The 20,399-nt window shown below is 58.8% G+C and carries 18 protein-coding genes and 2 pseudogenes; 13 read left to right on the top strand and 7 right to left on the bottom strand.

The features are described 5' to 3' along the window. The first annotated feature begins 75 nt into the window (after positions 1-75). Positions 76-2,070: a polysaccharide biosynthesis protein gene (locus YA0848_RS34825; RefSeq protein WP_040266180.1), complete on the top strand. Its 1,995-nt coding sequence runs from the start codon at positions 76-78 to the stop codon at positions 2,068-2,070. A 66-nt stretch (positions 2,071-2,136) separates the two neighbouring features. On the opposite strand, the gene YA0848_RS34820 is transcribed toward YA0848_RS34825, so the two are convergent. Continuing rightward, the gene (locus YA0848_RS34820; protein ID WP_169867544.1) at positions 2,137-2,991 is read right to left on the bottom strand and encodes a 3-hydroxyacyl-CoA dehydrogenase family protein; all 855 of its coding nucleotides are present in this window, start codon (positions 2,989-2,991) and stop codon (positions 2,137-2,139) included. 15 nt (positions 2,992-3,006) lie between these two features. Then, entirely contained in the window at positions 3,007-3,663 is a 657-nt protein-coding gene (locus YA0848_RS34815; protein WP_040266150.1) for an acetyltransferase, read from the bottom strand. 811 nt (positions 3,664-4,474) lie between these two features. Between YA0848_RS34815 and YA0848_RS34810 the strand changes: the two genes are divergently transcribed. Further along, entirely contained in the window at positions 4,475-4,807 is a 333-nt protein-coding gene (locus YA0848_RS34810) for a ComEA family DNA-binding protein (RefSeq protein ID WP_040266152.1), read from the top strand. A 25-nt stretch (positions 4,808-4,832) separates the two neighbouring features. Here the strand turns inward: YA0848_RS34810 and YA0848_RS34805 are convergent. Further along, positions 4,833-5,411: pseudogene (locus YA0848_RS34805) on the bottom strand (TetR/AcrR family transcriptional regulator). A 136-nt stretch (positions 5,412-5,547) separates the two neighbouring features. On the opposite strand from YA0848_RS34805, the pseudogene YA0848_RS36285 reads away from it, so the two are divergent. Together YA0848_RS36285 and YA0848_RS34800 are read left to right on the top strand one after the other, a co-directional pair. Further along, positions 5,548-5,743 (top strand): annotated as a pseudogene (locus tag YA0848_RS36285) (GntR family transcriptional regulator); the annotation flags it as partial. A 20-nt stretch (positions 5,744-5,763) separates the two neighbouring features. Then, complete coding sequence (locus YA0848_RS34800; RefSeq protein WP_169903460.1) at positions 5,764-6,612, top strand: urea carboxylase-associated family protein; 849 nt, start codon at positions 5,764-5,766, stop codon at positions 6,610-6,612. Between the two features lie 8 nt (positions 6,613-6,620). Here YA0848_RS34800 and YA0848_RS34795 read toward each other — a convergent pair whose 3' ends face one another. Continuing rightward, complete coding sequence (locus YA0848_RS34795) at positions 6,621-6,788, bottom strand: DUF2897 family protein (protein WP_012722955.1); 168 nt, start codon at positions 6,786-6,788, stop codon at positions 6,621-6,623. A 109-nt stretch (positions 6,789-6,897) separates the two neighbouring features. Further along, positions 6,898-8,262, bottom strand: coding sequence for an ethanolamine permease (eat, locus tag YA0848_RS34790; protein ID WP_034112533.1), 1,365 nt, complete (start codon positions 8,260-8,262; stop codon positions 6,898-6,900). 390 nt (positions 8,263-8,652) lie between these two features. On the opposite strand from eat, the gene kdpF reads away from it, so the two are divergent. From kdpF to YA0848_RS34760, 6 genes are all read left to right on the top strand, one after another. Next, complete coding sequence (gene kdpF / locus YA0848_RS34785) at positions 8,653-8,742, top strand: K(+)-transporting ATPase subunit F (protein ID WP_003218754.1); 90 nt, start codon at positions 8,653-8,655, stop codon at positions 8,740-8,742. A 9-nt stretch (positions 8,743-8,751) separates the two neighbouring features. After that, positions 8,752-10,446 (top strand): potassium-transporting ATPase subunit KdpA, encoded by a 1,695-nt coding sequence (gene kdpA / locus YA0848_RS34780; protein WP_169903461.1) that lies wholly within the window; start codon positions 8,752-8,754, stop codon positions 10,444-10,446. Positions 10,447-10,451: 5 nt separating this feature from the next. Further along, positions 10,452-12,515, top strand: a complete 2,064-nt coding sequence (gene kdpB, locus YA0848_RS34775) for a potassium-transporting ATPase subunit KdpB (RefSeq protein ID WP_169903462.1) — start codon at positions 10,452-10,454, stop codon at positions 12,513-12,515. An 84-nt stretch (positions 12,516-12,599) separates the two neighbouring features. Continuing rightward, the gene (gene kdpC / locus YA0848_RS34770) at positions 12,600-13,145 is read left to right on the top strand and encodes a potassium-transporting ATPase subunit KdpC (RefSeq protein WP_169903463.1); all 546 of its coding nucleotides are present in this window, start codon (positions 12,600-12,602) and stop codon (positions 13,143-13,145) included. A 116-nt stretch (positions 13,146-13,261) separates the two neighbouring features. Then, complete coding sequence (locus YA0848_RS34765; protein WP_184316063.1) at positions 13,262-15,913, top strand: DUF4118 domain-containing protein; 2,652 nt, start codon at positions 13,262-13,264, stop codon at positions 15,911-15,913. Between the two features lie 37 nt (positions 15,914-15,950). Further along, complete coding sequence (locus YA0848_RS34760) at positions 15,951-16,640, top strand: response regulator (RefSeq protein ID WP_034096559.1); 690 nt, start codon at positions 15,951-15,953, stop codon at positions 16,638-16,640. A 97-nt stretch (positions 16,641-16,737) separates the two neighbouring features. Here YA0848_RS34760 and YA0848_RS34755 read toward each other — a convergent pair whose 3' ends face one another. Next, positions 16,738-17,775 carry a patatin-like phospholipase family protein gene (locus tag YA0848_RS34755; protein ID WP_034096560.1) on the bottom strand — a complete coding sequence of 346 codons (1,038 nt, stop codon included), beginning with the start codon at positions 17,773-17,775 and terminating at the stop codon, positions 16,738-16,740. Between the two features lie 218 nt (positions 17,776-17,993). On the opposite strand from YA0848_RS34755, the gene YA0848_RS34750 reads away from it, so the two are divergent. From YA0848_RS34750 to YA0848_RS34740, 3 genes are all read left to right on the top strand, one after another. After that, the gene (locus YA0848_RS34750; protein ID WP_034096561.1) at positions 17,994-18,272 is read left to right on the top strand and encodes a hypothetical protein; all 279 of its coding nucleotides are present in this window, start codon (positions 17,994-17,996) and stop codon (positions 18,270-18,272) included. Between the two features lie 55 nt (positions 18,273-18,327). Further along, positions 18,328-19,089 carry a CHAD domain-containing protein gene (locus YA0848_RS34745; protein ID WP_034096562.1) on the top strand — a complete coding sequence of 254 codons (762 nt, stop codon included), beginning with the start codon at positions 18,328-18,330 and terminating at the stop codon, positions 19,087-19,089. Between the two features lie 89 nt (positions 19,090-19,178). Beyond that, complete coding sequence (locus YA0848_RS34740; RefSeq protein WP_034096563.1) at positions 19,179-19,976, top strand: acyl-CoA thioesterase; 798 nt, start codon at positions 19,179-19,181, stop codon at positions 19,974-19,976. A gap of 3 nt (positions 19,977-19,979) precedes the next feature. Here YA0848_RS34740 and YA0848_RS34735 read toward each other — a convergent pair whose 3' ends face one another. Next, on the bottom strand, positions 19,980-20,342 hold the full coding sequence (locus YA0848_RS34735) for an Mpo1-like protein (RefSeq protein ID WP_034112542.1): 363 nt from the start codon (positions 20,340-20,342) through the stop codon (positions 19,980-19,982). Between the last annotated feature and the right edge of the window lie 57 nt (positions 20,343-20,399).

Below are 20,399 nucleotides of genomic sequence, written 5' to 3'. Positions count from 1 at the left end.
TAGCTCCTTCGGTATAGCAATGCGTTTTTTGGGAATAAAAGCTTGGCTGGGAGCAAAAAAGTGTACAAGGGATTTATAGATAGTATACGTGCGTATTTGTTAAGCCTTCCTCGTCGACAGAAACGTATTCTGCAGGTAATCGCGGACGTTGTTTTAGTCTGGTTAGCGTTATGGCTGGCTTTTGTAGTTCGGCTGGGAATGGACGAAATGATCAATCCCGTCAAACTGCACTTATGGCTATTCATATGCGCTCCAGTAGTTTCTGTGCCCTTGTTCATTCGATTCGGTATGTACCGAGCGGTTATGCGGTATTTTGGTAATGACGCTCTCATTGCGATTGTTAAAGCGGTAAGTCTTTCAGCATTGGTGCTCGGTGTCGTCGTTTACTGGTATAGCAATCATCAAAATGTAGTGCCACGGTCCACTATATTCAACTATTGGTGGTTGAGCCTGATCATGCTGGGCGGCTTGCGCCTCGCAATGCGGCAGTATTTTCTTGGCGATTGGTTCGCGGCGGCTCAACACGTACCGTTCACCAGCCGTGAGGATGGTTTGCCCCGTGTGACTATCTATGGTGCCGGCGCCGCTGGAAATCAGTTAGTTGCGGCGTTACGCATGGGTCGTGTCATGCGGCCAGTTGCTTTCATCGACGATGATGACAGCATTTCTGATCGGGTAATTGCGGGATTGCAAGTTTATAAGCCCAAGCATATCCAGCGGATGATCGATGCGACAGGCGCTCAAGAGATTCTCTTGGCTATTCCCTCAGTCAATCGAGCGCGGCGCCGGGAAATTCTTGGTTTTCTTGAAGGCTACCCTCTCCATGTGCGCAGTGTTCCGGGTTTCATGGACCTGGCGAGTGGGCGCGTCAAGGTCGACGATATCCAGGAGGTGGACATCGCTGACCTGTTAGGGCGTGACTCGGTACCCGCGCAAGGCGAACTGCTTGAGCGCTGTATCCATGAACAGAACATACTCGTGACCGGAGCCGGCGGCTCCATCGGCTCAGAGCTGTGTCGGCAGATCCTGGCTCTTCAGCCCACGACTCTTTTGTTGTTTGAGCACAGTGAATTCAATCTCTACTGTATTTTGTCAGAGATCGAGCAGCGTATTGCTCGTGAGTCGCTTCCTATTCGAGTATTGCCCATCCTTGGCTCCGTTCGGAATCAAGACCAATTGCTCGACGTCATGAAGACTTGGCGCGTTGATACTGTGTATCATGCTGCCGCCTATAAGCATGTGCCCATCGTAGAACATAATATTGCGGAAGGCGTCTTGAATAACGTTATTGGCACTTTGAATACCGCGCAAGCAGCATTGCAGGCAGGGGTTTCAAACTTTGTATTAATTTCTACCGATAAAGCGGTGCGTCCGACCAATGTGATGGGTAGTACCAAGCGATTGGCGGAGTTGACGTTGCAAGCTCTCAGTCGTGAGATAGCACCGGTTTTGTTTGGAGACAAGTCCAATGTCCCCAGGGTCAACAAGACGCGTTTTACTATGGTTCGTTTTGGCAATGTGCTGGGATCGTCGGGCTCGGTGATTCCTTTGTTTCATAAACAAATTAAATCGGGGGGGCCGTTAACGGTTACTCACCCGAAAATTACCCGTTATTTCATGACTATCCCTGAAGCGGCTCAGTTAGTGATTCAGGCGGGATCGATGGGGCAGGGGGGGGATGTATTCGTGCTCGATATGGGTGAGCCTGTCAAGATCGTCGAGTTGGCTGAAAAAATGGTTCACCTCTCCGGCCTTAGCTTGCGCTCCGAAAAGAATCCCCATGGTGATATTGCCATCGAATTCACGGGGCTTCGACCGGGAGAGAAGCTGTATGAGGAACTTCTGATCGGTGACAATGTGGTTGCCACGCAGCACCCTATGATCATGAGTGCCAATGAGGACCATATTGAGTGGGAAGTACTGAAGTCCAAGTTGACTGAGCTGTTGGACGCAGTCAGGAGAGACGACTATACCCGTGTGCGGCAGCTGCTACGTGACACTGTAAGTGGTTATTCGCCGGACGGTGAGATCGTCGACTGGATCTATCAGCAACGAAGGTTGGAACCTTAGGCTTTCAGTTCACGCAGCAGATTGTTGAAATAGGTGATGGGTGATCGGATTGTTCAGTCCGATTACCTAATAGCTGTAAAAACCCGAGCCGGATTTTCTTCCGAGCTTATTAGCTCTCACCATCTTTCTCAGCAAGGGATGAGCCCTGTATTTTGGGTCCCCAGTCTCATTATGCAGCGTCTCCATGATTGAAAGATTGACGTCGTTGCCGATCAAATCCGCGAGCGCTAGTGGTCCGATTGGATGATTGGCGCCAAGCTTCATCGCTCTGTCTATCTCTTCTGCGCTCGCGACACCCTCAGCCAAAATTCCTATTGCTTCATTTATCATTGGGATCAACATTCGGTTGACGATGAAACCGGGCGCTTCGTTGACCAATACAGGCTCTTTGTGCAATGCCTTGGCGAAATCGAAGGCCCACGAGGCGGTCTGTTTAGAGGTCGAGAAACCTACAATGATTTCCACGAGCTTCATCACTGGGGCGGGATTGAAAAAGTGCATACCTATCACGTTCTCTGGATTTTTCGTGAGGCTTGCCAGTTCAGTGATGGACAGTGAAGATGTGTTTGATGCTATTACTGAGGAGTCATTTGCATAGGACGCTATGTCGCGAAATATCCCATGCTTGGTGACCATGTCTTCAGACACGGCTTCGATAATTAAATCAACGTATCTAAGTGCGTCATAATCGTTGGAAACGAGTACTTTCTCTGAAAAAAATGCTGCATCTTCGGCAGACAATCTTTTCTTGTTAATCATACGTTCCCAACTGGACTTGAGGCTTTCGTACGCCGCTTTGCAACCCGCTTCGGAGCGACCGATCCAGACTATCGAGGAGGTTATCTCGCTCTGCGAAAGTACCTGAACGATGCCTTTTCCCATTGTTCCTGAGCCGATCACGGCAACCTTTATATCTTTCATGTCGTATGTCGTCCTTTATTGTGAAGCAGGACGAAGAGGCTTTGCGGGATTGCCGAATACCGTAGTATAAGGGGCGACGCTTTTGGTCACGACTGAGCCCATCCCAACAACTGCACCCTCACCAATAACAATTGGCCTTTCTGGCGTGCCCTGGCGAATCATCGCCCCGGTACCAATATAGGCATGATCTTCAATGACAACACTGCCATTGCATTGAACGTTAGGAGCGAAAGTCACAAAGTCGCCGATGACGCAATCATGGGCTACATAAGAGTAGATGTTCGCATGGAAGAACTTTCCAATTTTCGCATTTGCGGTAACCGTGGTAAACGGACAAAAAACAGCGCCTTTGCCAATTGTGTTGTGGCTGAGGTTAACGGCATTGTGCGCTGAAACCGTAAAGGGTGTTGCGCCCTCTGATATGAGGCGCTCAGAAATCGCTTGTCTGACCTTGCTGTTGGCGATAGTGATGTTGAAAAATTTCTCTCCTTCCATTCTCAGAAAAGACTCAACGTCCACTACGCGGTAGCCATTGATGGTGTCGTCTTGAGCGTTATCGTCCACAAAAATAATGTTGAGATCATCTTGAGATGTTGTACCTAGCGTCCCACGGACAAGAGGTATGACCTCGCGCCCAAAACCGCCCGCTCCTACAATTGCGTAAATTTTCATCTCCGGTCCTTATGATTGATCTGAATTTGCTTGTGGATGTCGCAATTCTACAGATGAAATCTGACAGTGTCAGGCACCTGTTTATCCGTTTGCATCATCAGAACTCTGCTCAAGACTCAGCGTTATGAGCCAGGCTGGCTAACCATTCCCAGTAGAGGCTTTTAAAACGTCCAAGGATGAAAGTTAGAGACTTTTTAAGTACCTTGACAGCCCTAATTAACTGTGAGATGGCGTATTTGCAGCAGGCGGATTTAGGAGCTGCGGGACCAGTTTGGCCATCCTCCCGAATTAACAAACGGCCAGCGTAAACATGAATAATCGAGTACTGTTAATTGCACTGGGCGCCCTGGGGCGGACTGGATTAGTACGTGGGTCTGAGCACTAATGGTTTATTTTTTTTTTTTTTTTTTGATAAAAACTTACATTGGCTTTAATTTTTGATTTCCGGAAAATATATGGATGAGATTCGGTTCCTGACTCCGTTGCCGATGTATGGCGACTTGCAAAATGCGCAAAATCGTACAAAAAAGTTCCCTGGCTTACGGCTTTAGGCTTCCTGTATATAAATAGCTTAAGTTGGCTGTTTTGAAAAAGCATATCTTATTTGTTCATGTTGTTTATAAGGGGCTGTTGCCAGCAGGAACTGAGTGAGGCGGCGCGTCTCTTACAAATCCCTATCATAGGGGGCATAATAAAAGTTACAAATACCCCGTTACTTAATCGTCTTTGACGCTCTCCAATCATCATCTAACGTAGAAAAGCAGCTTTGGAAAAGCTGCTTTTCTCTAACCAATGTCATGGAGCGTCATCAATGCAAAACACCTACATTTCTTCTTTGATCTTCGCTGTCCTCACCAGCATTTCTGTCGCCACCACGGCCGCCCCATCCGTCAAAGCCGAAGTGATTAAACCCATCACCGCGCAGATGCCCAAGGCCGAGCAATCTAACAAAGTCAACCTGAACGCGGCTGACGCTGAAACCCTTCGTCGTGACCTCTTCGGCATTGGCACGGCCAAGGCGAAGGCGATCATCGCTTACCGCGAAAGCAACGGCCCGTTCACGGCGGTGGATGAGTTGCTAGAAGTAAAGGGGATCGGCAAAGCGTTGTTGGAGAAGAATCGCGATAGGCTGGTTATCAACTGAGGATGAACGTAGCCGAAGAGGCCGGTTATTGACCGCCCTCTTCGGCCTCTGAAACCTGTGTCTTCAGACTGGCACATACTACATCCAAGATGCGCGTCGCCAGTTGCGTGCTCTCGACACATCTGGCCAGTACCATCGCGCTCACCAGTGTCGACATCCGTACCAGGCTTTATTCAGCGAAATTCGCGCTGCCAAGGGCCGCTTCAATATGTTTCAGCCGAGCCAGAGTACCGCATCGGTAGTCTTGCTTTGCTGGCCTCCAAGGCCCTGCTCCGACGACATGGTTGGCAGTGGGCAACCTTGGTTCGGCGTAGTCTGGTGCCATTCAGACACGTAGTTGTCGATGAATGCCTCCAGCGGCGGCTCCTGAGTGAACAGTTTTTCGCACTGGGCTTGCAGCTTGGCGGCCGCAGCATGCAGCGCCTTTTCGACCAGATCTTCCTTGGATCTGAAAATGCGCATAGAAGCCGCCGTGCGTAAGGCTTAACGCCTTCATCAACGGTTGCAGGCAGGTGTCGCCGATGCCGTCGCGGCGAAAGCGCACTGAGGCGTCCTTGATGATGCGCTGATGAGTGTGGGCTTTATGGTCTGCTGAATAACGCATGGGGACTGCTTCATGGACGAATACGCACTTTTGACGGGTTAAGCCCTTTAAAGCATCCACGCAACGTTTAGTGGTCTGGCATGGAAAGTGTTTCTTTCTTCAGCTGAGATTGTTCAACAATCAAGAGGTGGTCATGGTGCTCAGTGAGTTTTTTGCACAAGTCATTGCCCAACTGCGCATGGTGTTTTGCGGAGCCCCCGAAAAGCAGCGTTCCAGGCGCCCTGGTTGGAGTTATCCCGAGATTTACGCAAGCGGATAAGCCGGCGGCGGGCCAAGCGATGAGCCTGTATCTGGATGATTCGGAACGCCAGTCACTGGCCCTGTTTACCTAAACGTGATCGAGGATTCGCCCATGTACAAAGACTACCCCGCCGCCTATCAGATCAGTAAAGGTTCAGCGTTGCAGGTGGATACGGCATTTTATGAACGCATCCGGGATCGCAAGGATCAACGTCAGTTGATCGAACAGTTCGAAGTGCCGATTCGTACGGGGAGGGCGTGGAAGGTGCCGGCCGGGCATGTGTTTCGCGTGACCACGCCGGTCGGCCCGCAGGTAGGCGATTTCAACGTATGGAACGCCAATGACCCACGGGAGCGTTTGTGGGCGGCGCGTACCCGGCAATTACAGGGCGCCCATGTCAGCACTCATGACCGGCTATGGTCCAACCTGCCATTTTTACGCCCCTTGGTCACTATCACCGACGACAGCCTGGCCAGCTACGGCATTGATGAGCACGGCGGTCGTCTGCACGATCTACTCGGCACTCGCTGTGATCCCTATGTGAACCGCATGCTCACCGGTGAAGACTTCCACCACCATTGCCACTCGAACCTGACTCGGGCGGTTTTACCCCACGGCCTGACGGAGTTCGATGTGCATGACGTGCTGAATATTTTCCAATGCACGGGCCTCAATCATGACGACATGTACTTCATGAAAGCCTGCCCCGCGCAGAAGGGTGATTACCTGGAGTTCTTTGCCGAGATCGATCTGCTGTGTGCGCTGTCGACCTGCCCGGGTGGGGATTTGTCGCTGCCGATGTGGGGGCCGGAGGCGCAAGACCCGCTGACGGTGTGCCGACCACTGGGTGTGGAGATCTATAAATTGGAGGATGAATTGCTGATTGGCTGGAGCCAGCCGGAGCGTGCTGCCTATAAAGGGCAGCACGGTTTGCAGATTGCCAAGGCGGATTGGGAGTAACTCAAGATTCAGCGATCCTGCGCATCCTTGGCATCCGCCTGCGCATTTCGCTCGGCCACGCGTTTGCGTTGTTCGTCGGTCAGTTCAACCTTGTTGGCGCTGTCTCGCAGCATCATCAGGCCACCGACGATTGACCCGATCGCGACCACTAAAATCAACCATGCATACCACGGCATAACGCTCTCCTTGAGGCAGATTGCCGTGGGAGGGTTTTCCCACGGGAATAACTGCTTTGAGTTACAGGCTTTCTGAGTAGTTCAGTGTAGGCCTGTTCTGCCTCAAACTTTAGAGCCCGGTCAACATTGCATCCGCGGGTGCATCGGCGCGGTGTTGGGCGGTCATCTGGAAGTAGATGAACCCCACCACCATAAAGCCCAGAAAGATCAGCCCGATCAGCGCGTTGAACCAGGCCATGGCCACCAGGCACACCACCGCCAACACCAACGCAATGCCCGGCACGATCGGGTAACCCGGCGCGCGGAAGGTGCGTTCCAGCAGCGGTTCGGTCTTACGCAGTTTGAACAGGCTAAGCATGCTCATGATGTACATCACGATGGCGCCGAATACGGCCATGGTGATCATTGCGGCGGTCAGGGTCATGCCGCCCAGGTTGATCAGGCCGTCGCTGTAGATGGCCGCGATACCGACCACGCCACCGGCGATGATGGCGCGGTGCGGTGTCTGAAAGCGCGACAACTTGGCGAGGGAAGAGGGCAGGTAGCCGGCGCGGGCGAGGGCGAAGAACTGGCGCGAGTAGCCCAGGATGATGCCGTGGAAACTCGCCACAAGACCGAACAGACCGATCCACACCAGCATGTGCAACCAACCGGAGCTGTCGCCCACCACGGTTTTCATGGCTTGTGGCAATGGGTCGTTGATATTCGACAGGGTGCGCCAGTCGCCCACGCCGCCGGCGAAGAACATCACGCCCATGGCCAGGATCACCAGGGTCAGGATGCCGCTGATGTAGGCTTTTGGAATGGTGCGCTTGGGATCTTTCGCTTCTTCGGCGGCCATGGCCGCGCCCTCGATGGCGAGGAAGAACCAGATGGCGAAGGGGATTGCCGCGAACATGCCGGCAATCGCCGGCGCGCCGAAGGTGTCGGAGCCGGCCCAGCCGTTTAGGGCGAAGTTGCTGAAGCTGAAGGCGGGCGCCACCACACCCATAAACACCAGCAATTCAGCAACGGCAAGCACGCACACCACCAGCTCGAAGGTAGCGGCGAGCTTCACGCCGAGAATGTTCAAACCCATAAACACGATGTAGGCGCCGACGGCGGCGTGTTTGGGGTCCAGCGCCGGAAACTGCACATTCAGGTAGGCACCTATGGCCAGGGCAATGGCCGGTGGCGCGAAGACGAATTCGATCAGCGTGGCCAACCCGGCGATCAGGCCGCCTTTCTCACCAAAGGCGCGGCGACTGTAGGCAAACGGCCCGCCGGCGTGGGGAATCGCGGTAGTCAGCTCGGTGAAACTGAAGATAAAGCAGGTGTACATGGCCGCCACCATTAATGAGGTCACCAAGAACCCCAGGGTTCCGGCCACACCCCAGCCGTAGCTCCAGCCGAAGTACTCCCCGGAGATCACCAGCCCGACGGCGATGCCCCAGAGATGCAGGGTGCCCAAGCTGGGTTTTAGTTGTGTGTTCATCGTGTGGCGCTCCTTGAACGGGTTGGAATGATTCAAGGTGTTGCAGCGGCCATGCCATGCCGCGCAACCGTGTCGTAAAGCGGCGCAACTGTCGTGTGGGGGATGGTTTGGCGTTTGGAGTTTTGTGGTGTTGCACCAGTTAGGTGCGGTGCTGGCTGAGCCGGCGCTATCGGGGGCAAGCCCCCTCCCACATTTGCCCGGGTACATCCTAGGTCAACCTGTGGGAGGGGGCTTGCCCCCGATAGCGTCCACCCCAGCACCAGCACCCGCATAAACCCACTCTTTACGCCGTCTTTACGCCCCGCCCACACCCTCGCTCTCGTTCCTTTACACCACTCCTGCGGACAATTGCCCCACACGCGGCGCTCGCCGCTAAACGGAGGGACTTCCATGAGTGTTCTGGACGGGGTGTCACTGCTATTGGCCGTGGCGCTGTTCATTTATCTGCTGGTTGCGCTGTTACGCGCGGATCGGAACTAGGAGCAGGCTATGCACAGTTATGACTATTGGCTGATCATCGCCTTCTTCGCCGTGGTGCTGGTGCCCGCGCCGTTTCTGGGGCGGTTCTATTACAAGGTGATGGAAGGCCAGCGCACATGGCTGAGCCCGGTACTGGGGCCCGTCGAAAAAGTCTGCTATCGCTTGGCGGGCTTGGACGCGCAGCAGGAACAGAGCTGGCAGAAATACATGCTGGCCCTGTTGGCGTTCAACCTTGCGGGCTTTGTGTTGTTGTTCTCGATCCTGGTGTTTCAAGGTTCTCTGCCACTGAATCCGCAGAAGTTGCCAGGCCAGGAATGGACGCTGGCCTTCAACACAGCGGTCAGTTTCATGACCAACACCAACTGGCAGTCCTACAGCGGCGAGGCGTCCCTGAGCTACCTCAGCCAGATGGCCGGCCTGACTGTGCAGAATTTCGTCAGTGCAGCCACTGGCCTTGCCGTCCTGGTCGCACTTTGCCGTGGGATCGGTCGTAAATCCGCACGCACCTTAGGTAACTTCTGGGTCGATATGACCCGCGCCACCCTCTATGGCCTGCTGCCATTGTGCCTGGTACTGGCGCTGTTCCTGGTGTGGCAGGGTGTACCGCAGACCTTCGCCCACTATGTTGATGCCGTGACGCTGCAGGGCGTGGATCAGGTGATTCCCCTCGGCCCGGCCGCCAGCCAGATTGCGATCAAGCAACTGGGCACCAATGGTGGCGGTTTCTTCGGCGTCAACTCGGCGCATCCGTTCGAAGACCCTACAGCCTGGTCCAACCTGTTCGAGGTGGCGTCGATCATCCTGATTCCGGTGGCGTTGGTATTTACCTTTGGTCACTACGTCAAAGACCTGCGTCAGAGCCGCGCGATCCTCGGATGCATGCTGGCGTTATTCCTGATCGGCGGCGCGACCTCGCTGTGGTCCGAGTACCAGCCCAACCCAACCCTGAACAACCCGGCGGTGGAGCAAACCGCACCCCTAGAAGGCAAGGAAGCGCGCTTCGGCACCACCGGCACCGTGCTGTGGTCGGTGACCACCACCGCCGCGTCTAACGGTTCGGTCAACGGCATGCAGGACAGCCTCAGCCCCCTCAGCGGGATGGTGGCGCTGGTCAATATGATGGTCGGCGAAGTGATCTTCGGCGGCGTCGGCGCCGGCATGTACGGCATGTTGCTCAACGTGTTGATCGCGGTATTCCTCGCCGGCCTGATGATTGGCCGCACCCCGGAATACCTTGGCAAGAAACTCCAGGCCAAGGAAGTGCAACTGCTGGTGGTGACCCTGCTGGTGATGCCGGTGGGCGTGCTGGTACTCGGTGCTATCGCCGCCAGCCTGCCGGGCCCGGCTTCCGCCATCAGCAACCCTGGACCCCACGGCTTCAGCCAGTTGCTCTATGCCTACACCTCAGCCAGCGCCAACAACGGCTCAGCGTTCGGCGGCCTGAGTGCCAACACGCCGTTCCACAACCTGATGTTGGGCCTGGGCATGTTGATCGGCCGCTTCGGTTACATCCTCCCGATACTGGCCCTGGCCGGCAGCCTGGCGATGAAAAAGGCCGCACCCATTGGCCAGAACAGCTTCCCGACCCACGGCCCACTGTTTGTGACGCTGTTGACCGTGACCATCTTGCTGGTGGGCGGCCTGACCTTCCTACCGACGCTGGCACTGGGCCCAATTGCTGAACACCTGAGCATGGGCTTCTGAGGGATATGAAAATGAATATGCCTGTAAAAAACGCCGCTCCGGTCAAACCCCAGGAGCCGGCTAAAACCGCGATTTCCGCTCTGTGGCGCCCGTCGCTGATCCAAGCGTTCGTCAAGCTCGACCCACGTCAGTTGCAACGCTCGCCAGTGATGCTGGTGGTGGAACTCACCGCTATCCTCACCACCGTGTTGTGCTTTGTGCCGGACACCGCGGTGCCCACCTTCGTCGCTGTGCAGATCGCAGTGTGGCTATGGTTCACCGTGCTGTTCGCCAACTTCGCCGAAGCCTTGGCCGAGGGGCGTGGCAAGGCCCGCGCCGACAGCCTCAAGGCCGGTAGCGAAGGGCTCAGCGCACGCCGTCAGGAAGCCGATGGCAGCTTCAAGGTGGTGCCGGCCACCAGCCTGCGTAAAGGTGATGTGGTGCGCGTCGCCGCTGGGGAGATGATCCCCGGTGACGGCGAGGTGATCGAAGGCATCGCCGCGGTCAACGAGGCGGCGATCACCGGGGAATCCGCGCCCGTGATCCGGGAGTCCGGCGGCGACCGTTCGGCCGTCACCGGCAACACGCGGCTGGTCTCCGACTGGCTGCTGATCCGCATTACCGCCAACCCCGGCGAATCCACGCTGGACCGCATGATCGCGTTGGTGGAAGGCGCCAAACGCCAGAAAACCCCCAATGAAGTCGCGCTGGATATCCTGCTGATCGGTCTGACCCTGATCTTCCTGCTGGTGGTGGTGACCCTGCAGCCATTCGCCCATTTCGCCAATGGCAGCTTACCGTTGGTGTTCCTCGTCGCACTGCTGGTGACGCTGATTCCTACCACCATCGGCGGCTTGTTGTCGGCTATCGGCATCGCCGGCATGGACCGCCTGGTGCGCCTGAATGTGATCGCCAAGTCCGGTCGTGCCGTGGAAGCGGCGGGGGACGTGCATGTGCTGATGCTCGACAAGACCGGCACCATCACCTTTGGTAACCGCCGTTGCGCGGCGGTGTTTGCCGCGCCAGGCGTGAGCGGGCGGGAATTGGCCGAAGGCGCGCTGCTGGCATCCCTGGCCGATGACACCGCTGAAGGCAAATCCATCGTCGAATACCTGCGCGCCTTGCATCCTCAGGCCGAGCCTACGGTGGATGAGTTGACCGGTGTTCCGTTCAGCGCCGAAACCCGCTTGTCCGGTGTCGACTACCAGGGCCGTGTGTTCCGCAAAGGCGCAGTGGATTCGTTGCTGGCGTTTATCGGCCTGCCACGGGACGGCCTGCCGGCGGCGCTGTCGCGGGAAGTCGACAAAATCGCCCAAAGCGGCGGCACGCCTTTACTGGTGTGCGCCGATGGCAAGTTACTCGGTGCTATTCACCTCAAGGACGTGGTCAAGCCTGGAATTCGCGAACGGTTCGCCGAGCTGCGCAAACTGGGGATTCGCACCGTGATGGTGACCGGCGACAACCCGCTGACCGCCGCCGCGATTGCCGCCGAAGCGGGCGTGGACGACGTGCTCGCCGAAGCCACCCCGGAGAAAAAGCTCGCGCGCATTCGCCATGAACAGAACGACGGTCGCCTGGTCGCGATGTGCGGCGACGGCGCCAACGACGCCCCGGCGCTGGCTCAGGCAGACGTCGGCATGGCCATGAACGACGGCACCCAGGCCGCCCGCGAGGCCGCCAACATGGTCGACCTCGACAGCGACCCCACTAAGTTGCTGGACGTGGTGCAGATCGGCAAGGAACTGCTGGTGACGCGCGGTGCGCTAACCACGTTTTCCATCGCCAACGACGTGGCCAAGTATTTCGCGATCCTGCCGGCGCTGTTCGCCTCGATCTATCCGCAATTGGGCGTGCTCAACGTGATGCACTTGCAGAGCCCGCAGAGCGCAATCCTGTCGGCCATTGTGTTCAACGCGTTGATCATTGTGGTGTTGATCCCACTGGCCCTGCGCGGTGTGCGGGTGCAGGCGGCGAGCGCGGCGGCGTTGCTGCGCCGCAATCTGCTGATCTATGGGCTGGGCGGGATTCTGGTGCCGTTCGTGGGCATCAAGGCCATCGACATGCTGCTCACCGCCTTGCACTTGGTGTAACTCCAAACCGTGGCGAGGGAGTTTGCTCGGGCAGTGCCCCGGCGCCCTCGCCAGCGGGTATCTCAACTGATTGAGGATATGAACATGACCCCTATCATTCGCCCAGCCATCAGCCTGTTGGTTCTGATGACGCTGATCACCGGCATCGCCTACCCGTTGGTGGTCACCGGTGTCGCCCAGGTCGCATTTCCCGACCAGGCCAACGGCAGCCTGGTGCGCGATGCCAGCGGCAAAGTGCGTGGCTCCAGCCTGATCGCCCAGGAATTTACCGGTGACCGCTGGTTCCACCCGCGTCCATCGGCCGGCGCTTTTGTGACGGTCTCAAGCAGTGCCAGCAACCTTGGCCCAAGCAACCCGGCGCTGGCGACGCGGATCTTCGATGACGCGACCAAGCAATTCGTACCGAGTCAGGGGCCGGTGCCTCTGGCATCGCTGACTACCTCTGGCAGCGGTCTTGATCCACACTTGCCACCGCAGGCGATTGCCTATCAACTGGCGCGCGTGGCGGCGGCGCGAAATGTGCCGTTGTCGACCTTGCAGCGCTTGCTCGATGAACATATCGAAAGCCCGCTGGTGGGCCCGCCAGTGGTGAATGTGTTGGCATTGAACATGGCCTTGGAAAAATTGTAAGCAGTGAACTGCCTTCGCGAGCAAGCCCGCTCCCACAGGAGTACGCATGTGGGAGCGGGCTTGCCCGCGAAGGCGGCCTGAAGCGCAACCAATCAACACCTGAGGAACCCCCGAGCATGAGCGACTCCGGCCGCGCCGATGCCCTGTTAGCCGATCTGCCCCGGCACGGCCGTGGCCGGCTCAAAGTCTTTCTGGGCGCCGCGCCGGGGGTGGGCAAGACTTACGCCATGCTCCAGGCCGCCCATACCCAGCTGCGCCAAGGCGTCAAATTGATCGCCGGCGTAGTCGAAACCCACGGTCGCGCCGAGACCGAAGCCTTGCTCAGCGGCTTGCCGCAGCAACCGCTGGTGCGCAGCGAGTATCGCGGCGTGATGCTGGAAGAGATGGACCTCGACGGCCTGCTCGCCGCCAAGCCCAAGCTGGTGCTGGTGGACGAGCTGGCCCACAGCAACGCCCCCGGCAGCCGTCACGAAAAGCGCTGGCAGGACATCCAGGAATTGCTGGCCGCCGGTATCGACGTGTTCACCACGGTCAACGTCCAGCACTTGGAAAGCCTCAACGATCAAGTGCGTGGCATCACCGGCGTGCAGGTCCGCGAAACCCTGCCGGATTGGGTGCTGCAGGAGGCCGACGAGCTGTTGCTGATCGACCTGCCGTCCCGCGAACTGCTGGAGCGCCTGCGCGATGGCAAGGTCTACGTGCCGGAACAGGCGCGCGCAGCCATCGATGCGTTCTTCACCCAGACCAACCTGACGGCCCTGCGCGAGCTGGCGATGCAGGCCGCCGCGGCCCATGTCGACGCTGATCTGGCCCAGGGTTACCGCCAACTCGGTCAAGACGCCCCGGCTGTGCGCGGGCGCTTGCTGGTGGGCGTGGATGGCGATGCGCAGGCCGAACGTCTGGTGCGCCACGCCAGCCGCGTCGCGCAGCGTCGGCATCTGCCCTGGAGCCTGGTGCATATCGATAACGGTCGCGCACGGGACGAGCAATCACGCCTGCGCCTGCAAAACGCCCAGCAACTGGCCGAGCGCCTTGGCGGGGAGGTGGTGTTGTTGCGTGCCGGCGAGGTGGCCAAGACCCTGATCCAACACGCCGCCGAACGCCGCGCCAGCCTGCTGCTGGTGGGGCAGTCGCGCATGCGCTGGCACCGCCGCGTGTTCGGTGGCGGCCTGGCGGCACGCCTGCTGCGCAATGCCCGGGGCCTGGAAATCAATGTGCTGGACAGCGACGATGTCCCGGCCCCGCCGCGTCTGCCGGAAGTGCGCGGCCTGGAGTGGTTCGATTACGCCCTGGCAGTGGTCGCTACCTTGGTGGCAACCGGCGTGGCGTGGGCGGTGTCGAGCGCGCTGCCGTTACCGAATATCTCGCTGGTGTTCCTCGCGGCGGTGTTGCTGGTGGCGGTGCGCAGCAGCCTGGGGCCTTCTTTGGTGTGCGCCGCGCTGTCATTCCTGACCTATGACTTTCTGTTTATTCCGCCCAACTTCTCGTTTGCCATCCAGCGCGAAGAAGACGTACTGACGCTGTTGTTCTTCTTGCTGATGGCGGCGCTTACCGGCAACCTCGCCGCGCGTCAGCGTCGCCAGCTGCAAGCCTTGCGCGATACCCAGGAAGAGACCAGCGAGCTGCTGGACCTGTCACGCAAACTCACCGCCGCCACCGACCGCCAAGCGGTGATCAGCGCGGCTGCCCATCACTTGGAGGGCTGGAGCGATCTGGACCTGTGCCTGGTCAACCGCGACGGCCAGGGCGGCTGGAAGGTCGAGACCGGCGGCCCGCTGACGTTCACCGAAGCCGAGCGCGCCGCCGCCGATTGGGCCTGGCAACACGACCAGCCGGCGGGCATGGGCACCGGCACCTTACCGTTCGGGCGCTGGTGGTGGTGGCCGTTGTCGGGGGAAGAGGGGCCACTGGGCTTACTCTGCGTCAGCGCCAAACCCGGCCTGGAATTGAGCGGCCAGCGCCGTCGCCTACTCACGGCGTTGAGTCAGCCCCTGGCCCAAGCGTTGGCCCGCGCACAGCTGGCGCAAGAGTTGGAGTCCGCGCGTTTGCACGGTGAAACCGAGCAACTGCGCAGCGCTTTGCTCGCCTCGGTGTCTCACGATCTGCGCACGCCGTTGACGTCCATGCGCGGCAGCATCGACAGCCTGTTGGCCCTCGGCGAGGCGATTCCCTTGGAGGATCGGCGCGAACTGCTCGAAGGCACTCGCGATGAGGCCGAGCGTCTCGACCGCTATATCCAGAATTTGTTGGACATGACGCGCCTGGGCCACGGCGCGCTTAAGCTGGCGCGCGATTGGGTCTCTCCCGGGGATATCGTCGGCAGCGCCCTTGGCCGTTTGCGCGCGGTGCTGGCGCCGTTGCAAGTGAGCACCAATGTGCCGCCCGAATTGCCCCTGCTGTATGTGCATGCGGCATTGATCGAACAGGCACTGGTCAATGTGCTGGAGAACGCCGCGCGCTTTTCGCCGCCCCACGGGCGCCTGCAACTGAGTGCCGGTGTGGCGGAAAATCAGCTGTTTTTTGCCGTGGCTGATGAGGGGCCGGGCATTCCCGAGGAGGAGCGCGCGAAGATTTTCGATATGTTCTACACCGCTGCGCGTGGCGACCGTGGAGGGCAGGGCACCGGCCTGGGGCTGGCGATCTGCCAAGGGATGGTCGGCGCCCACGGCGGGCATATTCGCGTCGCCGAGGGCATCGATGGGCGCGGCACCTGCATCAGTCTGTTCCTGCCGTTGCCCACCCAGCCTGGCTTGGAACGTGAGCCGTGAGCTACCCTGTTTTTTCTACGGATTTTGATGGAACACCATGAGCCAGACCGCGACGATTTTGGTCATTGATGACGAACCGCAGATCCGCAAATTCTTGCGCATCAGCCTGGCCTCCCAGGGCTACAAAGTGATCGAAGCCGGCACTGGCAGCGAAGGGCTGGCCCAGGCCGCGCTGAGCAAACCGGACTTGCTGGTGCTGGATCTGGGCCTGCCGGATATGGACGGCCAGCAAGTGCTGCGCGAGTTTCGAGAGTGGTCGACGGTGCCGGTGCTGGTGCTGTCGGTGCGCGCCAGCGAAGGACAGAAAGTCCAAGCCCTCGATGGCGGCGCCAACGACTATGTGACCAAACCCTTTGGCATCCAAGAGTTCCTGGCGCGGATTCGGGCGCTGTTGCGCCAGGCCCCCGCGGGGGAGACGCAGGAAGCCGCGCTGTGCTTCGGCCCGCTGACCGTCGACCTGGCCTACCGCCGCGTGCTGTTGGACGGTGCCGAAGTGGCACTGACCCGCAAGGAGTACGCAGTGCTGGCGCAACTGGCGCGCCATCCGGGGCGGGTGATCACCCAGCAACAATTGCTCAAGGACATCTGGGGCCCGACCCATACCGAAGACAGCCACTACCTGCGCATCGTGGTGGGCCATCTGCGCCAGAAACTGGCGGATGATCCGACCCAGCCAAGGTTTATCGTGACCGAGGCCGGGGTAGGGTATCGATTAGTGGGGGCGTAGATCAGTTTCCTGTGTTCGAGTCGCGGGCATGCCCCCTTGCAATCCCCTGTGGGAGCCGGGCTTGCTCGCGATGGCGTCACCCGTCATACCGACGCCTTCAAGGCTGCTCACTCTCGTACCGATCCAGCGTATCGCTCGCGATCTCCCGCCCGAGGGCGATCAACTCTGGCGCCTTGTAAAACTCAAAAAACCGGCACACCCGCTTGGGCACGTTGATCAGCACATCCGGCGGATAACCGGCGATTTTGTACTGCGCCAACGACGTCTGCATCACCTCAAAACTCTGGTTGATCAAATCCAGCAGCGATGCGGGGCCGACGTTATCGATGATGAACGAACCGGTCGCCGACTTCGGCGCCCCGGGTTTTTCCGGCGCGGCCGCCGGTTGCTGCGATTCGGGCTCGGCCGACTCCAGCCACGGGTTGATATCCGCCGCCTGAGCCTGCAAGGCTTCCTGCTCAAGCTTCATTAACTGCTCGGCCTGTTTGCGGCGAAACGGCAAGTGCGAACCCAGCGACTTGGCCAGGCTGTTGAAACGACTCTTGAACGCCGGTGGGCGCTGAATGACCGGTAACTGATAGTGCTTCTGGTTGGTGGCGTTGAGGTTGACGGCAATGATCAAGTCACAGTGGCTCGACACCACCGGCACGATCGGCAGCGGGTTGAGCAGACCGCCGTCCACCAGCATGCGATTGCCTTGCATCACCGGCGTGAACAGGCTGGGAATAGCCGCCGACGCGCGCATGGCCTGGTGCAGGCAACCTTCCTGGAACCAGATTTCCTGCTGATTGGTCAGGTCGGTGGCCACGGCGGTGTAGGGGATGCGCAGTTCTTCGATATTCAGCTCGCCGACGATCTTGCGGATCTGCCCGAAGACCTTCTCACCGCGGATCGCCCCCAGGCGAAAACTCACGTCCACCAGGCGCAGCACATCCAGGTAATCGAGGCTTTCTATCCAGCGGCGATACTCGTCCAGCTTACCGGCGGCGTAGATACCACCGACCACGGCCCCCATGGAACACCCGGCGATACAGGCGATGTCATAGCCGCGTCGTTCGATCTCTTCGATCACCCCGATATGGGCGTAGCCGCGGGCCCCACCGGACCCGAGCACCAAGGCAACACGTTTCTTCATGGTTCATGTCCTTCCCCAGACTGCCGCCCACAATGCACCCATTGAGGGGGCGGCTTCAATCTTCGCGGCCTGCCTGAACTATATTTTCCAGAATAGCCACGCGGCTCGAGTATGCTCTGGCAATAGGCGAGTATGATTTCCCCTTGGCGGACAAGGCACTTTTCCTTGTAGGCAACGTCTATTCCGTACGACTGTTTCTTCCTTTTGAGGTGTCATCAATGAAAGCCTGGATGTGTGTGCCTGTGATCGTGTTGGCCTTGGCCGGTTGTGCCGGCAAAACCGCCTACCGTGACAGCTGCGGATCGCAATTGGACGCCGCCTGGAAAGAACTGGACCTGGCCAAGGCCGAAGGCTTTGCCGGTACCGTGAGCTACTCTAAAGCCTTGTCGCTGTTGACCGGCGCCAAGACCCAACAGCAATTCGAAGCCTTCGAAGGTTGTGCCAACAAAGCCGAGAAAGCGCGCTTCTACATTCGTGAGTCCCGCGCCGGTCGCTGATCCGAGTTGGGCATCTTGAATCGTCGGGGAATGTTCATCGTCAGGGGAGCAAGTGATGTCAGCGTTGGTCGATCAGCTAGTCGCCCAGGTCATTGGCCTGGAAGTGGGGTTACTGAGCTGTCAGGCTCGTCTTGCCGCCGTCACTGATGATGAAGCCCTGCACGACCTGCGCACCACCGTGCGCCGCTTGCGCAGCCTGTTACGACCTTTGCGCGGGCTGCCGGGTGTGGAGCAACTGGAAGTCGCCGCCAGCGCTGTCGGTCAGTTGACTACCCCCCTGCGTGATCGGGAAGTGCTGGCCGCTTACTTGCACCAGCACGGCCATCACGAGGCGGCGGATCGACGCTTGCGGCCGCAGCCCGATGCCTATCGTCACGTAGCTCAATCCCCTGAGCTTGCGCAGTTGTTACAGATTCTGGACGCTTTTCCGCGCTTTATTCGGGCCTCCGAACACCAGAAACTGCTCAAAGGGCTGCGCACGCGCATCGAAAAGCGCTTGGCCAAGCAGTGGCATAACCTTGGCGCAGCGCTCAAAGAGCCGGGCCATGATCGGCATCGTCTGCGCTTATTGATCAAGCGTGTGCGCTACGCCGCCGAGGCTTACCCGCAGTTGGATAAGCTCCCCGCCAATGCCGTCCCCCGTCTCAAGAAAGCCCAGGCCGTGCTTGGCGACTGGCACGATTGCCTACAGTGGCTGGCCCAAGCTGAACAGCAGGCGGACCTGCAGCCCTGCGTGGCGGTGTGGCAGCGCACCCTGGTCAAGGCCGAGGGCGAGTCCGACCGTGTACTGGACAAACTCAGCGCTCATTGCTTCTGAGACGGTCCGGTTTTTGGCCGGAATAGGCGCTGTTCACTGTAGGTAGGATGGTTAAGATCCTGTCTTCTGTTTCTCGCTTTGAGGTCGCCATGCACTTTAGTGATTTGCTCGACGCTGCCCGTCATAACCCCTTGGACGTGACCATCCCCGCCGACTGGGCCCAGGGCCGTGCGACCTTCGGAGGGCTAGTGGCAGCGTTGCAATACGAAGCCCTGCGTGCCCAAGTCCCTGGCGATCGCCCGCTGCGCTCGCTGGCAGTGACCTTTGTGGGGCCGGTGGCGCCTGATGTGCCGGCCAGTTATCAAGTTGAAGTGTTGCGCGAAGGCAAGGCCGTCAGCCAGTTGCTCGGACGCGTGGTGCAGAACGGCGAAGTCGCGACACTGGTGCAGGCCAGCTTTGGTGGGTCTCGAACGTCGGAAATCGACGTCCCCAGCGAGCCGCCACCCATGTTCAAACACTGGGACGAATGCCAGGAGCTGCCCTATATCAAAGGGGTGACGCCTGAATTCATGCGCCACTTGGCCATGCGCTGGAGTGTCGGAGGCCTGCCGTTTACCGGTAACAAATCCCGCGAGATGGGTGGTTGGGTCCGACTGCGTGGCGATGTGAAACAAGAGCCGCTGACCGAGGCGCACATCCTCGCGCTGGTCGACGCCTGGCCTCCGGCGCTGCTGCCGCACCTGAAGAAACCGGCCCCCGGTAGCACCTTGACCTGGACCATCGAATTCATCCAGCCGCTGGCAAACCTCACCACCCTCGACTGGTGCCAGTACTACGTCAACATCGAACACGCCCGCGACGGCTACGGTCACGCCGCTGCCGCACTGTGGAGCCCGAGCGGTGAACTGATCGCCATCAGCCGCCAGACCGTGGTGGTATTCGCCTGACCCTCAATGCCGTTGGCGCTGCCGCCAGGCGCGCCACCAACCGCCACTCAACACAAAGCGCGGAAAAGTCACGAACTGCTCGACCACCAGGCGTTGCACCGCATCTTTGCGATCACTGAACGGCTCACTGGCCTGAGCTTCCAGGCTATGCCCATGACGCTGCAACGCCAGCCCTGCCAGGATACCGACCACACCCACCGCAAAACTGGCCACGCTCAGGCTGAACACCCCGGACACGATCAACAAAAAACCGATGATAAACAGCGGCACCGCGATCAGATGCAACGCCAGATTGGTCGGATGCTGATGGTTCTGCGGGTAATGGCGCCACTGCCAGGCGGGGAGATTGGGATGACGTTTGCCCATGATGATAAATCCTCTGTCCGTTGAAACAACTTGAACAGAGTCTAGGCGCGGTAGGGC

The sequence above is a fragment of the Pseudomonas sp. S4_EA_1b genome, assembly GCF_016307435.1.
Classification (GTDB): domain Bacteria; phylum Pseudomonadota; class Gammaproteobacteria; order Pseudomonadales; family Pseudomonadaceae; genus Aquipseudomonas; species Aquipseudomonas rhodesiae.
This window is presented reverse-complemented; position numbering and strand designations above follow the sequence as displayed.

Coding starts and splice junctions, on each gene's coding strand:
- YA0848_RS34740 (WP_034096563.1), top strand. CDS start 19,179: ATGCACTTTAGTGATTTGCTCGACGCTGCCCGTCATAACCCCTTGGAC.
- kdpF (WP_003218754.1), top strand. CDS start 8,653: ATGAGTGTTCTGGACGGGGTGTCACTGCTATTGGCCGTGGCGCTGTTC.
- YA0848_RS34760 (WP_034096559.1), top strand. CDS start 15,951: ATGAGCCAGACCGCGACGATTTTGGTCATTGATGACGAACCGCAGATC.
- YA0848_RS34735 (WP_034112542.1), bottom strand. CDS start 20,342: ATGGGCAAACGTCATCCCAATCTCCCCGCCTGGCAGTGGCGCCATTAC.
- YA0848_RS34750 (WP_034096561.1), top strand. CDS start 17,994: ATGAAAGCCTGGATGTGTGTGCCTGTGATCGTGTTGGCCTTGGCCGGT.
- YA0848_RS34810 (WP_040266152.1), top strand. CDS start 4,475: ATGCAAAACACCTACATTTCTTCTTTGATCTTCGCTGTCCTCACCAGC.
- YA0848_RS34815 (WP_040266150.1), bottom strand. CDS start 3,663: ATGAAAATTTACGCAATTGTAGGAGCGGGCGGTTTTGGGCGCGAGGTC.
- YA0848_RS34755 (WP_034096560.1), bottom strand. CDS start 17,775: ATGAAGAAACGTGTTGCCTTGGTGCTCGGGTCCGGTGGGGCCCGCGGC.
- YA0848_RS34795 (WP_012722955.1), bottom strand. CDS start 6,788: ATGCCGTGGTATGCATGGTTGATTTTAGTGGTCGCGATCGGGTCAATC.
- kdpC (WP_169903463.1), top strand. CDS start 12,600: ATGACCCCTATCATTCGCCCAGCCATCAGCCTGTTGGTTCTGATGACG.
- YA0848_RS34800 (WP_169903460.1), top strand. CDS start 5,764: ATGTACAAAGACTACCCCGCCGCCTATCAGATCAGTAAAGGTTCAGCG.
- YA0848_RS34820 (WP_169867544.1), bottom strand. CDS start 2,991: ATGAAAGATATAAAGGTTGCCGTGATCGGCTCAGGAACAATGGGAAAA.
- eat (WP_034112533.1), bottom strand. CDS start 8,262: ATGAACACACAACTAAAACCCAGCTTGGGCACCCTGCATCTCTGGGGC.
- kdpB (WP_169903462.1), top strand. CDS start 10,452: ATGAAAATGAATATGCCTGTAAAAAACGCCGCTCCGGTCAAACCCCAG.
- YA0848_RS34745 (WP_034096562.1), top strand. CDS start 18,328: ATGTCAGCGTTGGTCGATCAGCTAGTCGCCCAGGTCATTGGCCTGGAA.
- kdpA (WP_169903461.1), top strand. CDS start 8,752: ATGCACAGTTATGACTATTGGCTGATCATCGCCTTCTTCGCCGTGGTG.
- YA0848_RS34765 (WP_184316063.1), top strand. CDS start 13,262: ATGAGCGACTCCGGCCGCGCCGATGCCCTGTTAGCCGATCTGCCCCGG.